16 protein-coding genes are annotated in these 15401 nt (G+C 67.4%); 7 read left to right on the top strand and 9 right to left on the bottom strand.

Going from position 1 to position 15401, the window contains the following annotated elements; translation table 11 throughout:
- The first annotated feature begins 5 nt into the window (after nt 1-5).
- The 5 genes from ABH933_RS39600 to ABH933_RS39580 all read left to right on the top strand — a co-directional run bounded on the left by ABH933_RS39600 (nt 6) and on the right by ABH933_RS39580 (nt 4093).
- Nucleotides 6-902 (top strand): NAD(P)H-binding protein, encoded by an 897-nt coding sequence (locus ABH933_RS39600; RefSeq protein WP_429426896.1) that lies wholly within the window; start codon nt 6-8, stop codon nt 900-902.
- A 194-nt stretch (nt 903-1096) separates the two neighbouring features.
- Nucleotides 1097-1669, top strand: coding sequence for a TetR/AcrR family transcriptional regulator (locus ABH933_RS39595; protein ID WP_429426894.1), 573 nt, complete (start codon nt 1097-1099; stop codon nt 1667-1669).
- Entirely contained in the window at nt 1666-2421 is a 756-nt protein-coding gene (locus ABH933_RS39590; RefSeq protein ID WP_429426892.1) for an SDR family NAD(P)-dependent oxidoreductase, read from the top strand. The genes ABH933_RS39595 and ABH933_RS39590 overlap by 4 nt, the downstream gene beginning before the upstream one ends.
- 23 nt (nt 2422-2444) lie before the next feature.
- Nucleotides 2445-3314: an ABC transporter substrate-binding protein gene (locus ABH933_RS39585; protein WP_429426890.1), complete on the top strand. Its 870-nt coding sequence runs from the start codon at nt 2445-2447 to the stop codon at nt 3312-3314.
- 44 nt (nt 3315-3358) lie between these two features.
- Nucleotides 3359-4093: an SDR family oxidoreductase gene (locus ABH933_RS39580; RefSeq protein WP_429426888.1), complete on the top strand. Its 735-nt coding sequence runs from the start codon at nt 3359-3361 to the stop codon at nt 4091-4093.
- A gap of 233 nt (nt 4094-4326) precedes the next feature.
- Here the strand turns inward: ABH933_RS39580 and ABH933_RS39575 are convergent, their stop codons facing one another.
- Nucleotides 4327-4788 carry a phage tail protein gene (locus tag ABH933_RS39575; protein ID WP_429426887.1) on the bottom strand — a complete coding sequence of 154 codons (462 nt, stop codon included), beginning with the start codon at nt 4786-4788 and terminating at the stop codon, nt 4327-4329.
- Between the two features lie 85 nt (nt 4789-4873).
- Nucleotides 4874-5497 carry a TetR/AcrR family transcriptional regulator gene (locus ABH933_RS39570; RefSeq protein WP_429426885.1) on the bottom strand — a complete coding sequence of 208 codons (624 nt, stop codon included), beginning with the start codon at nt 5495-5497 and terminating at the stop codon, nt 4874-4876.
- 90 nt (nt 5498-5587) lie between these two features.
- Here ABH933_RS39570 and ABH933_RS39565 point away from each other — a divergent pair, with 90 nt between their 5' ends.
- On the top strand, nt 5588-6310 hold the full coding sequence (locus ABH933_RS39565; protein WP_429426883.1) for a carboxymuconolactone decarboxylase family protein: 723 nt from the start codon (nt 5588-5590) through the stop codon (nt 6308-6310).
- Between the two features lie 49 nt (nt 6311-6359).
- Here the strand turns inward: ABH933_RS39565 and cutA are convergent, their stop codons facing one another.
- The 4 genes from cutA to ABH933_RS39545 all read right to left on the bottom strand — a co-directional run bounded on the left by cutA (nt 6360) and on the right by ABH933_RS39545 (nt 11225).
- The gene (gene cutA, locus ABH933_RS39560) at nt 6360-6689 is read right to left on the bottom strand and encodes a divalent-cation tolerance protein CutA (RefSeq protein WP_429426881.1); all 330 of its coding nucleotides are present in this window, start codon (nt 6687-6689) and stop codon (nt 6360-6362) included.
- Between the two features lie 82 nt (nt 6690-6771).
- Nucleotides 6772-7605 carry an SAM-dependent methyltransferase gene (locus ABH933_RS39555; protein ID WP_429426879.1) on the bottom strand — a complete coding sequence of 278 codons (834 nt, stop codon included), beginning with the start codon at nt 7603-7605 and terminating at the stop codon, nt 6772-6774.
- Between the two features lie 88 nt (nt 7606-7693).
- Nucleotides 7694-9388, bottom strand: a complete 1695-nt coding sequence (locus ABH933_RS39550) for an FAD-dependent oxidoreductase (protein ID WP_429426877.1) — start codon at nt 9386-9388, stop codon at nt 7694-7696.
- Nucleotides 9389-9626: 238 nt separating this feature from the next.
- Entirely contained in the window at nt 9627-11225 is a 1599-nt protein-coding gene (locus ABH933_RS39545; protein WP_429426875.1) for a succinic semialdehyde dehydrogenase, read from the bottom strand.
- 135 nt (nt 11226-11360) lie between these two features.
- On the opposite strand from ABH933_RS39545, the gene ABH933_RS39540 reads away from it, so the two are divergent.
- Nucleotides 11361-12182 carry a crotonase/enoyl-CoA hydratase family protein gene (locus ABH933_RS39540; protein WP_215915370.1) on the top strand — a complete coding sequence of 274 codons (822 nt, stop codon included), beginning with the start codon at nt 11361-11363 and terminating at the stop codon, nt 12180-12182.
- Nucleotides 12183-12222: 40 nt separating this feature from the next.
- Here the strand turns inward: ABH933_RS39540 and ABH933_RS39535 are convergent, their stop codons facing one another.
- The 3 genes from ABH933_RS39535 to ABH933_RS39525 all read right to left on the bottom strand — a co-directional run bounded on the left by ABH933_RS39535 (nt 12223) and on the right by ABH933_RS39525 (nt 15400).
- Complete coding sequence (locus ABH933_RS39535) at nt 12223-12990, bottom strand: SDR family NAD(P)-dependent oxidoreductase (RefSeq protein WP_429426873.1); 768 nt, start codon at nt 12988-12990, stop codon at nt 12223-12225.
- Nucleotides 12987-13679: an acetoacetate decarboxylase family protein gene (locus ABH933_RS39530; protein ID WP_429426871.1), complete on the bottom strand. Its 693-nt coding sequence runs from the start codon at nt 13677-13679 to the stop codon at nt 12987-12989. Before ABH933_RS39530 ends, ABH933_RS39535 begins: the two co-directional genes overlap by 4 nt.
- A 110-nt stretch (nt 13680-13789) precedes the next feature.
- Nucleotides 13790-15400, bottom strand: a complete 1611-nt coding sequence (locus tag ABH933_RS39525) for an acyl-CoA synthetase (protein WP_429426868.1) — start codon at nt 15398-15400, stop codon at nt 13790-13792.
- Between the last annotated feature and the right edge of the window lies 1 nt (nt 15401).

Below are 15401 nucleotides of genomic sequence, written 5' to 3'. Positions count from 1 at the left end.
ATCTCGTGACCGGCGCCGCCGGCGGCGTCGCCGGCATCAGCAGGCTGGTCGTCGACAAGCTGCTCGGCCACGGTGCCTCGGTGCGGGCGATGGTCCACACCGACGACGCCCGTGCCGACGCCCTGCGCACACTCGGCGCCGACGTCGTCGTCGGTGACCTGACCAATCCCGCCGATGTGGCGGCCGCCGCCGAATCGGCCGACCGGGTGTTCTTCAACATGAGCGTCTCCACCCAATACGTCGAGGCCACCGCGGTCGTGTGCTCGGTGCTGCGCATGAACCCGGACCTACAGGTACTGGTCAACATGTCCCAGATGACGGTGTCCCAGATGACTGCGACCAGCACCGACGAATCTCACCAGCAACGCCTGCAGTGGCTCGCCGAACAGGTCGTCGACTGGAGCACGCTGCCGGCGGTGCACATCAGGCCGACGATCCTGTTGGAGAACCCACTGTTCACGATGTTCGCCGCGCAGTCCGTCCGCGACCACGACACGCTGGCACTGCCGTTCGGCAAGGGCAAGACGTCCCCGGTCGCCGCCGACGACGTCGCCGCGGTCGTCGCCACCGTGCTGCTCGACTCGAATCCGCACGTGGGCAAGGTGTATGAACTCACCGGCCCGGAAACACTGGACCTCGACCAGCTCGCCCAGCGCTATACGCGCGCCCTCGGCCGCACGATCGTGGCCGAAACCCCGTCCGAGAGTGAGTGGTCCGCGCGCATGGATGCCGAACCACTGCCGCCTCATGTGCGCCAGCACCTCGAGACGATGGCACGACTCCATCGCGACGACCGATACAACCGATCGACCGACACCGTCGAGCAACTCACCGGCCGCCGCGCCCAAACCGTCGACGACTACCTGCGCGCACACCGAGATATGTTCGGGGACAAGCGATGACATCGCAGCGTCGTCTAGCTCACCGGCCGCAGTCTCGACCGCGTCAACGAAGCCGTCGCGGCGCTGCCCGCCGGCGGCGCGACAGTTCGCGGGGGAACTGCTCGAGGTCGCCGACCCACACGCGACGGGACGTCTTGCCGCGCAACTAACCGTACGCCACGGCGGCGTCGACGTCGTTTTCGGCGCGGGCAGAGGTGATCGCGGAGGCGGCCGGTCGGCTGTTCCTCGCGCCGGGTCCGGGGCGGGTGAGTATGGACGATCTCGCCCGTGCGCTGGGGATGAGCAAAAAGACGATCTACCGTCACTTTCCCGACAAGAACAGCCTGCTGACCGCGGTGCTGGACCGGCAATTCGACGTTGTCGAGCGCACGCTGAGCGCGGCGTTGGACAATGAGGAAGGCACGTCGTTCGGCGAGCGGATGCAGCGGTTCCTGCTCGCGGCGTGCGGTGAGTTCGAACGGATCGGCGCGGCTCAGCTCGCCACCGGGCGCGGCGAGGCGGTGCTGCGCCGGCATGTGGAGCAACGCATCGACACGATCGTCTACCAGCGGCTCGACGAGCTGTTCCGGGACGGGCATGGACGTGGTGTGCTGTCGGCGCCGCCCGAACTGCTCGGGGAGATCACTCGCGGCGCGGTGGAGCGGCTACTGAACTCGCGGCTACCGCGCGAACTCGACTACACCGCAGCCGATCTGCTCCGCGCGACCGTGGACACAGTGCTCTACGGGGCGATCCGCCCCGGCAGCGACAGGAGGGCTTACTCATGACCGAGACAACCAGCCGGGTCGCTCTGGTAACCGGTTCCAGCAGCGGAATCGGCGCGGCCACAGCACGACTGCTGGCCGGGCGCGGACTGCGCGTGGTGGTCAACTACCTGCACAGCGAGGCGGCCGCCGAAGAGGTGGTGGCGGACATCGAAGCCAGGGGCGGCCAGGCCATGGCCGTACAGGCCGACGTGTGTGAAGTGGCGGCGGTCGATGCCCTCATCGAAAACGTCCGGGCGGCGTGGGGAGAGGTCGATGTGCTGGTGCACAACGCACTGACCCCGTACACGATCAAACCGTTCCGGGAGATGGCCTGGGCAGAGCTGGGCGGCAAGCTCGATGACGAGATGCGCGCGGCTTTCGTCGTCACCAAGGCCGTGCTGCCCGCGATGACCGATCAGGGCTGGGGACGACTGATCTACCTGGGCACCGGCCTGAGCAGCCGGCCCCGGGAAGGCATGATCGCGCTGGGTACGGCCAAGGCCGCGCTCACCCAGTTCGCCCGGTATCTGGCCCAGGAACTGGGCCCGGCGGGCATCACCGTGAACGTCGTCGAGCCCGGCCCCGTCGCCGAAACCAAGATCTCGCATGTACTCGACGAGGAGCAGACGCGGCGCCAGATTGCCGCCACACCGCTGGGCCGCTTGGCACTCCCGGACGACGTCGCCCAGGTGGTCGCCTTCTACGCCGGCGAGGACAACTCCTTCATGACCGGCACCACCGCCGCGGTCAACGGCGGAATGGCCATGTACTGAACGAAGGTTCGAAAGGAACGGTCATGCACACCATCGATCTCGCCTTCGTCGGGCGGGGCCTGCACGAGGAACTGGTCGCCTACATCGCCGACCAGGAGGATTTCTACGTCGACGAGAACGTACACGTCGCGCTGCGGGACGGGTGCGCCTGGGACGAGCAGCGGCTGCGTCGGGTCGCCACCATCGGGCTCGGCCGGGCGCTGTTGTCCCGGCTGACCGATGGCGTCCCCTGGGTCGCACTCACCGTCAACACCCAGCGCCCACTGTTCTGGTTCCTTGCCCACCCGGACGTGAGCTCCCTGGCCGATCTGGCCGGGCGGCGGCTCGCAGTACACGAACCGCACACCGCGCCAGGATGTTTCGCCCGCATCGTGCTGCGCGGCGCCGGTCTCGATCCGGACCGAGACATCCAGTGCGTCGTGCGCCCACCCGGGGACTACGGCATGGACCTGCGCCGACTTCACGACGGTGAGATCGATGCCGCGTTCGTCGGCAGCACCATGGCTCCGGAGGCGATCGCGGCCGAGTACGGCTGGCGTGTACTGGCCTGGGTCGGAGACCATTTCCAGATCCCCACCGTGGGCGTTGCCGTCGACCCCACACACATCCGGCCGGACGCACCCGTGGTGCAGGCCGTCGTGCGAGCCCACCGACGAGCCCTGCAGGTGATCCACAAAGATCCCGACACCACGGTGCGGCACCTTCGGGCATTTCTCGGCCGGCACACCGCGGCCGAGGTCCGCGCCCACTACGAGACGTTCATCGCACCGTATTTCACGACCGACGGCCAGGCCGACCTCACCGTCGGGAACAGTGCGATCACGGCGGTCGCCGCCGAACTCGGCGTGCCCGCGACCCTGACGGCAGCCGAGTTCTACCGCACCACACCCTGACAATTCCGCCAGAATCCGCGAAAGGGAAAGGGAAGGAACATCTTATGAGGATCTCTGTCTTTGGCACCGGACTCATCGGCTCGCAGGTGATCAGTGACCTGACCACTACCGGACACGACGCGACCGGGCACTCCCGCTCGACCGGCGTCGATCTGCTCACCGGCGACGGAATCGACGAGGCGGTACGTGGCGCCGAGGTCGTGGTGAACGTGACCAACTCGCCCACCTTCGACGACGCTTCACTCGAGTTCTTCCGCACCTCGGTGACCACCCTGCTGGCGGCCGCGCAGGCCGCGGGCGTAGGGCATATCGTGACGCTGTCGATCGTCGGCGTGGACCAGGTCCCCGACATGGCCTACTACCGGGCGAAGACGCTGCAGGAGGATCTGGTCAAGATCGGTCCGATCCCGTACTCGATCGTGCGCGCCACCCAGTTCATGGAATTCGTCGCGCCGACGATGGAATGGACCACCGACGGCGACGTCGTCCGCCTGCCCGCCACCCCGATCCAGCCCATCAGCTCCGTCGAGGTGGCCGCCGAAGTCGCCGACGTCGCCACAAATGCCCCGCTGCGCGGCACCCGCAACATCGCCGGCCCCGATGTCTTCACGCTCGACGAACTGGGCCGCATCACGCTGGAGGCCACCGGCGACCACCGCCACGTCGTCACTGACCCCACCGCTGGCCTGTTCGCCCTGGTCAAAGGTGACGTGCTCACCGCACCCGAAGGCACTCACCTGACCACCACCCACTACCGCGACTGGTTACGGTCACATTGACCCGCCCCGAGCGTCTTCGGTGATCCGGATGCGCCGGCTGCAACGACACCGGCTTGATTCTCCCGCTCGCTCGCCGCTAGTGCCGCGTTCCTCAATGGTCATGTATTCGGTGGCGGGCCGCAGCGAGCAGGCGTCCGCATCCGTCCGAGTGACCGGCACCGCGACCTCCACCTGAAGTCGAAATCGTGCCGTGAGAGAAGCCGAGTCACCCAGGCGCCCAGGGAGTTTCGGGCTCAGTACTCGCCCTTGATCACGAAGTAGGAACCGCGAATCACGCCCGCCAGCTTCGACTTCTGGCGCGCGAACTTGAACGCCGACAACTCTTCCGGGACTTCCATCCCCTCGGAGAGCTTGAAGCCCACCGCGCGCTTTCCGGCGTCCGCGATCGTGTACATCACGTTGATGGACAGGCCGGACCGGTAGAAGACGTACGCCATGCGGATGCCCTCGACCTCGAACGAGGTCACCTCGAGCGCGGGCGAGGCGATGACGATGCCGCGTTCGTCGGACAGGATGCGGGTCACCCACTCGAGGGCTTGCGGCTCCTCGGCCGCGGGGACGACCGTGAAGACGTGGTTGTACTTGTTCTTGAAGTAGCGCGCCTCGTTAGCCCGCAGGCCCGCGAGGGCGGCTGCGACCGGGGATGATTCCAAGCCGGTCGTGGAGACGTTGTCGAACTCGACGGCGTACGGCATAGACCCTCCTGATCACGGTGGATTTGCCCATCATCGCAGGCAAACGAGGCTCCCGCGGTGGTCGACACGGGAGCGTGCACCTCGGTTATTCGCGAGCCGGCGACTGCCCGAGGCCGACGAGTTTGGCCAGGAACCGGTCGAGCTGGTCTTCTGCGGGGGGCCAGGGCATGTCGGGTTCGTTGATGCGCTGGGAGAGCATGCCGTTCACGGCGGTGCGCAGGTCGATGGCGACGGTCTTCGCGTCGCCCGTGGGCGCGACGCCCGCATCCATGCAGCGCCGCACCGCATCGACGGTGCGCTCGACCATCACCTCCTTGAACGGCATGCCCAGCCGGCGGTGCACCGAGCTCTCGTGCAGCACCTTGTAGAGGCCGGGATGCTCTCGCGCCCAAGCCATCTGGGCCAGCATGCGCGCGCGCAGGCCGCGGCCCGGATCGGATTCCGCGGCGTCGGCAGCGTCGCCGCGGCCGACCAGTTCCTCGTGGAAGCGCCCAGCCACCGCGAGCACCAGCGAATCCCGGTCGGGGAAGTGCAGATACACCGAGGTGGCGGCGATGCCCACCGAGCGCGCGACCGCACGCAGCGACAGCGCCTCGTCGTCGGCCAGCTCGTCGAGCATCGCCATGGCGGTTTCGACGATCTCCTCGCGCAACACCTCACCACGTCCGCGGGCGTTCGGGCGGCGGCGCGGGGCCGAAGTCTCCTCCATAACGGCATTGTAAGCGTACGGCCATTGCGCTACATTCATAGCGCTACAGCTGTAGCGCGACATTTGTACATAGAGCTAGGAGTGGTCGTCATGACCGCAATCACCCCGCCCACCGGCGTCGATATCGGCGCACTCGATCCGATCTTCGCGCAGATGGTCACCGCGTCCGCCCGCCACTGCAACGCGGTATCCGGGCTGACCGACCGGGAAAAGGTGCTGCTGCGCCTGACCGCGGACGTCTGCGACCAGGCCCTCGGCCTGCCCTTCGAGGTGCATCTGCGCATCGGCCTGCGCCTGGGTGTAACCACGGCCGACGTGCGCGCCCTGCTGCGCCTGATCTCCTTCGACAGCGGCTACCACACGGCCCTGGCCGCACTCGACCGACTCGTCGAGTTGGAAACCGTCTTGGGCCTGGCACGGCCGAATACCGCGGAACTCCCGGCCGAGCTGCTGACCAGCGGCCCCGACGCCCCGCCCTCACCCCTGCCCGAATCGGCGCGCGCCATCCTGGCCGAGCTGGACCCGTACTTCCTGGACTACTTCGACCTGCAGTCCCGGATGCGCTCCCCCTCGGGCCCGGACACGCTGACCGTCCGCGAAAGAGCCTTCACCTCAATGAGTATCGACATCCACTACCAGACGCTCGAGGATACGTTCCGCATCCATATCCAGCGCGCGCTCGGTGGCGGCGCGAGCCTGGACGATGTCCGGGATGTGTTGCGGTTCAACGCGCAATTCGGGGCGACGCGAGTCTGGCAGGCGTGGAAGGCATTTCACTCGCACGCCGCCGAGGCCGGATGGAATCTCGGTTGAGGGCCGCGGAATGCCTAGTGGCTGTAGGCGATCGGCACGCGTATCGGGCCTATTGCGGCCCGGTAGAGCTCTCGACCCATTCGGCGTAAGCGTCCGGGCACCATTCGATCGGCGTCGCGGTGATCTCGGGTCTGGTCCACGGATGCAATTGGGCGATGCGCGCCGCGAGCCGATCGCGGACCGCGGCGGTGGTGCGCATCGTTACTCGCCATTCCTTGCCCTCGCCGACCTCGCCGAGGTGCCAGAAGACCGATGTTGCGGGACCGGTGATTTCGGCCCCGGCCGCGAGCCGCTCGGCGACCACGGCGCGCGCGATCGTCCGCGCGTCGTCCTCGCCGGACGTCGTGGAGGTAACCGACCACACTCTCGCTGATGTCATTCAGCCACCATAATTGCGGTGACATGGCGACAAGCGCCGCATCCCGATCGGCTCCCGGCGCGATGAACCGGGAGCCTCTCGACTACTTCTTACGACCGACACCCGCGGCAATGCACCTGCGAACATCCGAGAGAGGCTCGATAAACGGCCCGTCGGGCCACCATTCATCCGCGACGACCAGGCCGGGCTCGACCATTTCCAGGTTTCCGAACAGGGCCTGGATTTCGGCGCGGGTGCGGAATCGGCCGCTGCTCATGGGGCTGTGGATGAATTTCTCTTCCATCCTTTCGGCCAGGCTGGTGAGTTCCGGGGTTTCGGGATTGAAGAAGTGGCACAGGGCCACGTAGGAACCCGCGGGCAGGGCGTCGATGAAGTTCTGCATGATTTCGGCGACGTCCTCGCCCAGATAGTGATGCAGGGTGCCGTTGTGGATGAGGGCGATGGGACGGTCGAAATCGAGTTCGTCCCGGATCACGGAATTCGTCAGGATCTCGAACGGCTGGAAGATATCCGAGCTGACGATGGTGGTCTGGGGATTGTCCCCGAGCAGCGCGCGGGCGTGGGCCAGCACCATCGGGTCGTTGTCCACATAGACCACCCGGGCATCGGGCACGATGCGCTGCACGACCTGGTGGGTGTTTTCGGCGGTCGGCAGGCCCGAACCGAGATCCAGGTACTGGTCGATGCCGGCGTGCCCGGCCAGGAAGCGGCAGGCTCTGATGAGGAAATCCCGGTTGGCCCAGGCTAATTCGGCTACCCCCGGTGCCACCGTGCGAACCTGGTCCAGCACCTCGCGATCGACCTCGAAGTTGTCCTTGCCGTTGAGGGCGGCATCGTAGACCCGCGCGATGCTGGCGCGAGCGGTGTCGACCCCGACCGGTACCGCGCTCGGGTAGGCAGCGGAGGGCTGAGACATCGTTGGACTCCCTGGCGTTGTGCGATTCGCTTCGATCACTGCCGAGTTTCCCGCATTTGCGCGCGTCCTGCGGTGGGTCGGTGCGATTTCATACAGGTGTAATCGGCAGGCGCAAGGCCGCGGGCGCGGTCGGTGGAACCACCGGAGACCGCGGCGCGACGGGCGCGATCCGACGATACGGCTCGCCCGGTGCGGGCCGCGGGTCGGGCTCACCCTTGTTGGGCCACAACGCGATTGCACGCTCGGCCTGCGCGGTGATGGTCAGCGACGGGTTGACACCGAGGTTGGCGGAGATGGTGGAGCCGTCCACAATGTGGAGGCCCTCGTGGCCGTACAGCCGCTGATACGGATCGACCACCCCGGTCTCGGGCGAGTCGCCGATGGCGCAGCCACCGATGAAGTGTCCGGTGATGGGGATGTTCGCCAGCTCGGTCCAACTCCCCTGTGCGACACCGCCGATCTTCTCCGCAATGCGGCGCGTGACGTCGTTGCCCTCGGGAATCCACGCCGGTGGGGCCTGGCCTGTGCCGGGCCTCGTGGTCATCCTGCGTCCCCACAGCCCGCGTTTGGTATATGTGACAATCGAATTGTCCACATTCTGCATGACCAGCACGCCGACCATTCGCTCCGACCAGCGCCGCGGGTTGTGCAGAAAGAGCAGGTCCCGGCGGCGGCGCACCAGCTCCCGCAGCCCGAGCACCCAGCGCCTCCTGCCCTCCTCGCCGTCGACCATCACCGTCGTCAGCAGGCTCATGGCATTGCTGCCCTTGCCGTAGCGCACCGGCTCGATGTGCGTGTGGTCGTTGGGGTGGATCGACGAGGTGATCGCCACCCCCTTGGTGAAATCGGTGTCCTTGCGCCGGGACCGCGCCGCGAGCACCGCCTCGGAATTGGTGCGCGCCAGATGCCCGAGCCGGGGCGAAATATTCGGCAGCACACCGCGATCGCGCAGGCTGTGCAGGAGTTGCAGGGTACCCAGGGCGGCTGCGGAGAGGATCACCTGATCGGCGGTGAACCTCGTGAGTCCCTTGCGAATCCAGCGCCCGGTGCGGACGGTGTCGACCGCGTATCCGCCGCCGGGCAGCGGCCGCACCGTCACGGCTGTGGTCAGGGGATGCACTGTGGCGCCCGCCTTCTCGGCCAGGTACAGGTAGTTCTTGACCAGGGTGTTCTTCGCCCCGTGCCGACATCCGGTCATGCATTCACCGCAGTGCGTGCACGTGCGCCGCTCGGGCCCCACCCCACCGAAGTAGGGATCGGATACCTCGCCACCCGCCCGGGAATCCTTGTCCGCGAACAATACTCCTACCGGCGTGCGCCGATAGGTTTCGCCGATACCCATGTCCTCGGCGACCTCCCGCAGCACCCGGTCCGCGGGCGTCGTCGCCGGATTCTCCGCCACGCCGAGCATGCGCCTGGCCTGGTCGAAGTGCGGAGCCAGCTCGGCCCGCCAGTCGGTGATGTGCGCCCACTGCTTGTCCCGGTAGAACTGCTCGGGCGCCTCGTACAGCGTGTTGGCGTACACCAGCGACCCGCCGCCGACCCCGGACCCGCTCATGATGAAGGTGTCCTTCAGCAGCGTCATCCGCTGAATCCCGTAGCAGCCCAGCCTGGGCGCCCACAGGTATTCGCGCAGATGCCAGGAGTTCTTCGCGAACTCGTCGTCGGCGAAGCGGCGTCCGGTCTCGAGCACGCCGACCCGATACCCCTTCTCGGTGAGCCGCAGCGCGCTCACGCTGCCACCGAATCCGGAGCCGACGATCAGCACGTCGTAATGCGTCATAGCTGATCACGGTAGGTATTCCGGCGCTGGGGCGAGAGAGCCTAGCGGCCAGAAAATCGAGATATCCGGCCAGCGCCGCCCCCTGCATCGACGGATTCCCGCCCCGGACCACCGACGCTCCGGCGGGCCCACCGGCTTGCGCACGCGAATCCGCCGCAGCCGGACAGCGCAGCGGCCCCGCCCCGAAGGGCAGGGCCGCGGCGACGAAATCACCAGCGGGCGAATCGTTTACGCCCGCTCAGCGAATACCCAACTTCCGCATCATCCGCAGCGTCAGCAGCGTGGTCCGCAGCTGCTTGGCATACGGCATCGCCGCCCGCGCCGCCATCACCTGCCGCTTCTGCACCCCGATGTGCACGGTGTCGGTGTATTTGAGCAGACCCGAATCTCCGTGCCGGCTGCCGACGCCGGACTGCTTGATCCCGCCCGACGGCGTCATCTTCGAGGAGTAGCTGACCACGAAGCCGTCGTTGACGTTGACGTTGCCCGCTTCGATCCGATCGGCAATCCGCTTGGCGTGGGCCAGATCCCGGCTCCATACGCTGGCGTTGAGGCCGTAGGTGGTGGCGTTGGCCTGCTCGACGGCGTCGTTCTCGTCGCTGAAGCGGTATACGGTGACCACGGGGCCGAAGGTCTCCATGGTCGCGTGCGTCATCTCGGGGGTCACCCCGGTCAGGATCGTCGGCTCGTAGAACGCCGGGCCCAGATCCGGGCGGGCCTTGCCGCCGGTCAGCACGGTGGCGCCCTTCGCGCGCGCGTCCTCGACGTGCGAGGCCACCTTCTCCATGTGATCGACCGAAACCAGCGAACCCATCTCCGGATCGGTGCCGTAGGAGGCCCCGGCGGTGGCGCCCAATTCCGCTGCGGCGGCGACGAATCGGCGCACGAACTCGTCATATACCTTGTCGTGCACGTAGATCCGCTCGATGTGCATGCACGCCTGGCCGGTGTTGCCGAACACGGCGAAGACCGCGCCCGGGATCACGTCGTCGAGATTGGCGTCGTCCAGCACCAGCATCGGATTCTTGCCGCCCAGCTCCAGGCTGCAGCCGATCAGGTTGCGCCCGGCCAGCTCGCCGATGGTCCGGCCGGTCGCGGTGGAGCCGGTGAACATGACGTAGTCGGAGTTCTCGATGAGCGTCGGGCCGACGTCGGGGCCGCCGCCGCACACGACCTGCATCAGCCCGCGCGGCAGGCCCGCCTGGTACAGCAGCTCGACGCCGAACAGCGTGCACAGCGCGGTCTTGTTGTCGGGCTTGAGTACCACGCCGTTGCCCGCGATCAGCGCCGGGGTCGAATCGGACATCGCGATCGCGAACGGGAAGTTCCACGGCGCGATCACCGCGACGACGCCCTTGGGCCGGTGCTGCTCGGTCGAGGCGGAGATGACCGGCATGTAGCCGCCGCGCTGCACCGGCTTCAGCACCCGCTTGGCGGTCTTGATGTAGTGGCTGGCCACCATCGCCGGGTCGCAGGCCTCCTCGATGGCCATGCGCCGGGCCTTGCCGGAGCCGATCTGGATGAGGTCCGCGATGGTCTCGATCTCGGTCAGCAGCAGCTCGTGCCAGCGCTGGAACACCGCCACGCGGCGATCCACCGACCAGGAGGCCCACTCGCGCTGCGCGGCGCGAGCCTGGGCGACGGCCGCGACGACGTCCTCGGGCGAGGACTGCGGTAGCTCGCCGACGACGCCGCCGGTGTACACCTCGATCATCTCGAAGGGCTCGCGCTTCTCGCCGGCGGTGCCCGCGGTCACCATCGCGGTCAGCCGGTCGATCAGCGTCTTCATGATCCGCGGCGGCAGCGTGGTCGCGCCGCTCTGCGTGGTTGTCTCCATCGAGTCTCCCTAAGTTGCCGCCGCCGTGACGGCTGTCACCATCCTCTAAACTAGAACACGTTATTGTTGTGGACAACGGTCCGGGGTAACTTCCTTCCCGACACGCGAGTATCACCAGGAAAAGAGGGTCGGCGAATGACGACGGCAGCAACTGAAACGGGTAGCACCACCGAGCCCCACGCACTGGTCGAGCAGCGCGGCGCCACGCTCATCATCACCATGAATCGCCCGGCCGCCCGCAACGCGCTGACCGGCGAAATGATGGACATCATGGTCGAGGCGTGGAAGCGGGTCGACGAGGATCCCGAGATCCGCTCCTGCATCCTCACCGGCGCGGGCGGTGCGTTCTGCGCCGGCGCGGACCTCAAGGCGATGAGCCGCAACGACCCGAGCAAGAACATGGGTGAGGGCACCAAGTTCGACCCGACCCGCATCCCCGGCCTGCTCAAGGGCTACCGGGTGAGCAAGCCGCTGATCGCGGCGGTCGAGGGCGCGGCCATCGCCGGCGGCACCGAGATCCTGCAGGGCACCGATATCCGCGTCGCGGGCGAGAGCGCGAAATTCGGTGTGTCCGAGGCGCGTTGGAGCCTGTACCCGATGGGCGGCTCGGCCGTGCGGCTGCCGCGCCAGATCCCGCACACCGTCGCCATGGACATCCTGCTGACCGGCCGCCACATCACCGCGGCCGAGGCCAAGGAGATCGGGCTGATCGGCCACGTCGTCCCGGACGGCACCGCGCTGGACAAGGCCCTCGAGCTGGCCGAGATGATCAACAACAACGGCCCACTGGCCGTGCAGGCGATCATGAAGACCATCCGCGACACCGAGGGCATGCACGAGGAGGAGGCCTTCAAGATCGACGCGAAGGTGGGCCTGGCGGTGTTCGCGAGCGAGGACGCCAAGGAGGGCCCGAAGGCGTTCGCGCAGAAGCGCAAGCCGGAGTTCAAGGGACGTTGAGCAGCCCTCGGCGCCGGCCACCCGGCGCCGAGGCGAGTCCCTACACGGTGGGCTTGATCAAGCGAGAGATCTGTTTGCGCAGCAGGTTCGGGACGAAGCGGCGAGCCAGCAGCAGCGGCAGCGCCTGCCCCGGGAAGATGAAGATCGGGTTCTTCGGCTTGGCCAGCGCCCGCTCCATGGCATCGAGGACCTTCTCCGGGGCCATGCCCTTCAGACCGGCGACGACCGCCGGGTCGGCGTCGCGAATCCCGGTCAGCAGTGGGGTTTCCACGTGCGGCGGGCAGATCGACAGGAACCGGATGCCGCTGCCGGCCAGTTCCTGGGCCAGCACGTCGGAGTAACAGACGACTGCGAATTTCGAGGCCGCATACGCGCCCAGCCCGGGCGAGGGCACCCAGCCCGCTACCGAGGCGAACAGCACCACCGTGCCCGATCCCGCCGCCTTCATGGCCGGAATCACGGCCTGGCACAGGTTGATCGTGCCCAGGTAGTTCACCTCCATGACCCTGCGCATCTCCGCGACGTCATGGGTGAGCGCCGAACCCACCCGGCACAGCGCCGCGGCGTGCACCAGGTGCTCGATCGGACCGAGCTCGGCGCGCACCTTCTCCACCACCGCGCCGACCGCGGCGGGATCGGAGACATCGCAGGTGTACGTGCTCATATTCGGTGAGTGCTGGGCGGTTTCGGCCAGGCCGGCCTCGTTGAGGTCGACCGCGGCCACCCGATATCCGGCGGCGGCCAGGCGCTGCGCGGCCATCCGGCCCATACCGCTCGCTGCGCCGGTCACCAGGGCTGTCTTGGTCATTTGATCTCCTCAGCATCCTCGAAAGTCATTCGCAGCGAGCCGATCTCGCTGGTGAACAGCGCCCGGCTCGGCAGTCCGAGCGTCCGCATCTGCCGGGCGATCGGATGGTCGCCGAGTTCGACCTTGCAGCCGCCCACCCGCATTCGCACATCCGCAGGATTCATCACCCACGGCGTGCTGCGCAGCATACCGTCGAGGTTGGTGTAGGCCGCGATCGAGGCGCCACCGAACCGCGACGGCACGGGTATGCCGCCGCTGGTCTGCATGGTGACCACCACGCGCCCGTGCACCCGCACCTCGCAGCGCTTGCCGCGCCCGCGCCGGGCGATCCGGATGTCGGCGACCTCCTTGGGGAATCCCCAGATCTCGCGACCTGCCGCGCAGGTGAAGCTCTGATTCACCGGCAGCCACGGGATGTAGACCCCGACACTGGACGGGTCGCCCGGCAGGCGCGCGAGCAGGGCGAAGGCGAATTCGTGATACGGGCCCAGATCGCCGTCGACGTACCGCACGAAGGCCAGCGAGCAGATCGCCCGGCCCGCGACGACTACGGCCTCCAATCCGGTGCCCGCCAGTATCTTTCGCGCGGCCTCCGCGTCCGCGAGAAACATGGCCGAGGCCGCGTCGGCGTCGCGGATCTCGACCGGCATCGTGACCTTTTCACCGAGGACAGTGTGCACGGCTGACATCTCCCAAGTAGAACACGTTCTTATTTGATTCGGAGGCGAAAATCGGGTGAGTGATCCCGGTGAGCGGGACGTCGCGCCCCGCGATCTCCCGGGGCGCCTGCACCGCCTGGTCAGCGGACTTCGTGATCGGGCTCGCGACCTTCGGCGTACTCCTTCGCCCAGCGATAGTCGGGTTTACCGCTGGGGGTGCGCCCGACCAATTCGGCCACCCAGATCTTGCGCGGCAGCTTGTAGCCCGCGAGATGGGCGCGCACATGGCGGGCCAGGTCCTCGAAGTCGATGCGACCGGGGCCGCTCGCGGAGACCACGGCCGCGACCTGCTGCCCCCAGCGCTCGTGCGGGACACCGATCACCACGACGTCGTAGACGCCGGCGTGCGCCTTCACGACCGCCTCCACCTCCTCGGTGAAGACCTTCTCGCCGCCGGTGTTGATCACCATGTTGCCCCGGCCCAGCAGCGTGACGGAGCCGTCGTCCTCGACGCGGGCGCGGTCGTCGGTGACGACCATGCGGGCGCCGTCCACGGTCTGGAAGAGCGTGGCGGACTTGACCGGATCCTTGTAGTAGCCGATCGGCACGGATCCGGTCTTGGCGACCCATCCCTCCCGGCCGGGCCCGACCGGATGGCCCTCATCGTCCACCACCAGCGCACCACGTCCGGTCTGCACCCGCGGGCCGCGCCCCGGATCATCGTCCTTCTGGGCGAAACCGATGCCACCGAAACCGGTTTCGGAGGAGCCGATGGAGTCGGTGATGATGGTGTGCGGGAACAGTTCCAGCAGTTCGTTTTTCACCGGCTGTGACAGCAGCGCCGCGCCCGATCCGATGGCGATCATGGAGCCGGTGTCGACGGGCGCGGCCCGATAGGCGTCGATCAGCGGGCGGGCCATCGCATCCCCGGTGATGACCACGATCGCGGGCCGCACCTCCGCCAGCACCCGCCAGATCCGGGCGGCGTCGAAGCGCGGCTCGAACACCACACCGCTGCCGGACCACAGCGCGGTGAAGGTCGGCATCATCGCGGCGGCGTGGATCAGGGGCGGCAGCACGAACCACAGCGCCGGATCGCCCTGGGCGCCGGTGCGCGACTGCTGGAATTCGTCGGCAACCGGCTCACCGGAATAGAAGTCGATACCGCCACCCAGCACCCGCCACATGTCCTCCTGCCGCCACATGACGCCCTTGGGCAGCCCCGTGGTGCCACCGGTGTACATCATGAACAGATCGTCGGGGCTGCGCTCACCGAAATCCCGTGCGGTCGAGGTATTTTCGAAGGCCACCTCGTAGGGCGTGGCAGTACTGGGCAGCTCGGTCCCGCCCTGATCGTCCTCGACGACGAGGGCGTAGCGGATCGAGGGCACCGACGCGCGAGCCTTCTCGATCGCCGCGGCATAGCAACGGTGATGTATCAGGGCCTCGAGATCGGCATTGTCGAAGATGTAGCGCAGTTCCTCGGGCCCGTACCGATAGTTGATATTGATCGGCACCGCCCGCAGCTTGAAGCAGGCGACGAGCGTCTCGAGGGTTTCGATGGAATTGTGCATCTGGAATCCGACGTGCGCCCCCGCACCGATCCCGGCCGAATTCAGATGGTGGGCCAGCTGATTGGCCCGGCGCTCCAGGTCCGCAAACGTGCTGCGGCGCTCGCCCTGCACCACGGCAATGCGGTCGGGCATGGCGTCCACGGAGTGCTCGAACAGGTCGGCGAAATTATTGGGCATA

This window comes from Nocardia sp. GP40 (assembly GCF_050434125.1).
GTDB classification, from domain to species: Bacteria; Actinomycetota; Actinomycetes; order Mycobacteriales; family Mycobacteriaceae; genus Nocardia; species Nocardia albiluteola.
The sequence above is the reverse complement of the archived record's forward strand: the minus strand, read 5'-3'. Positions and strand labels throughout refer to the sequence as shown.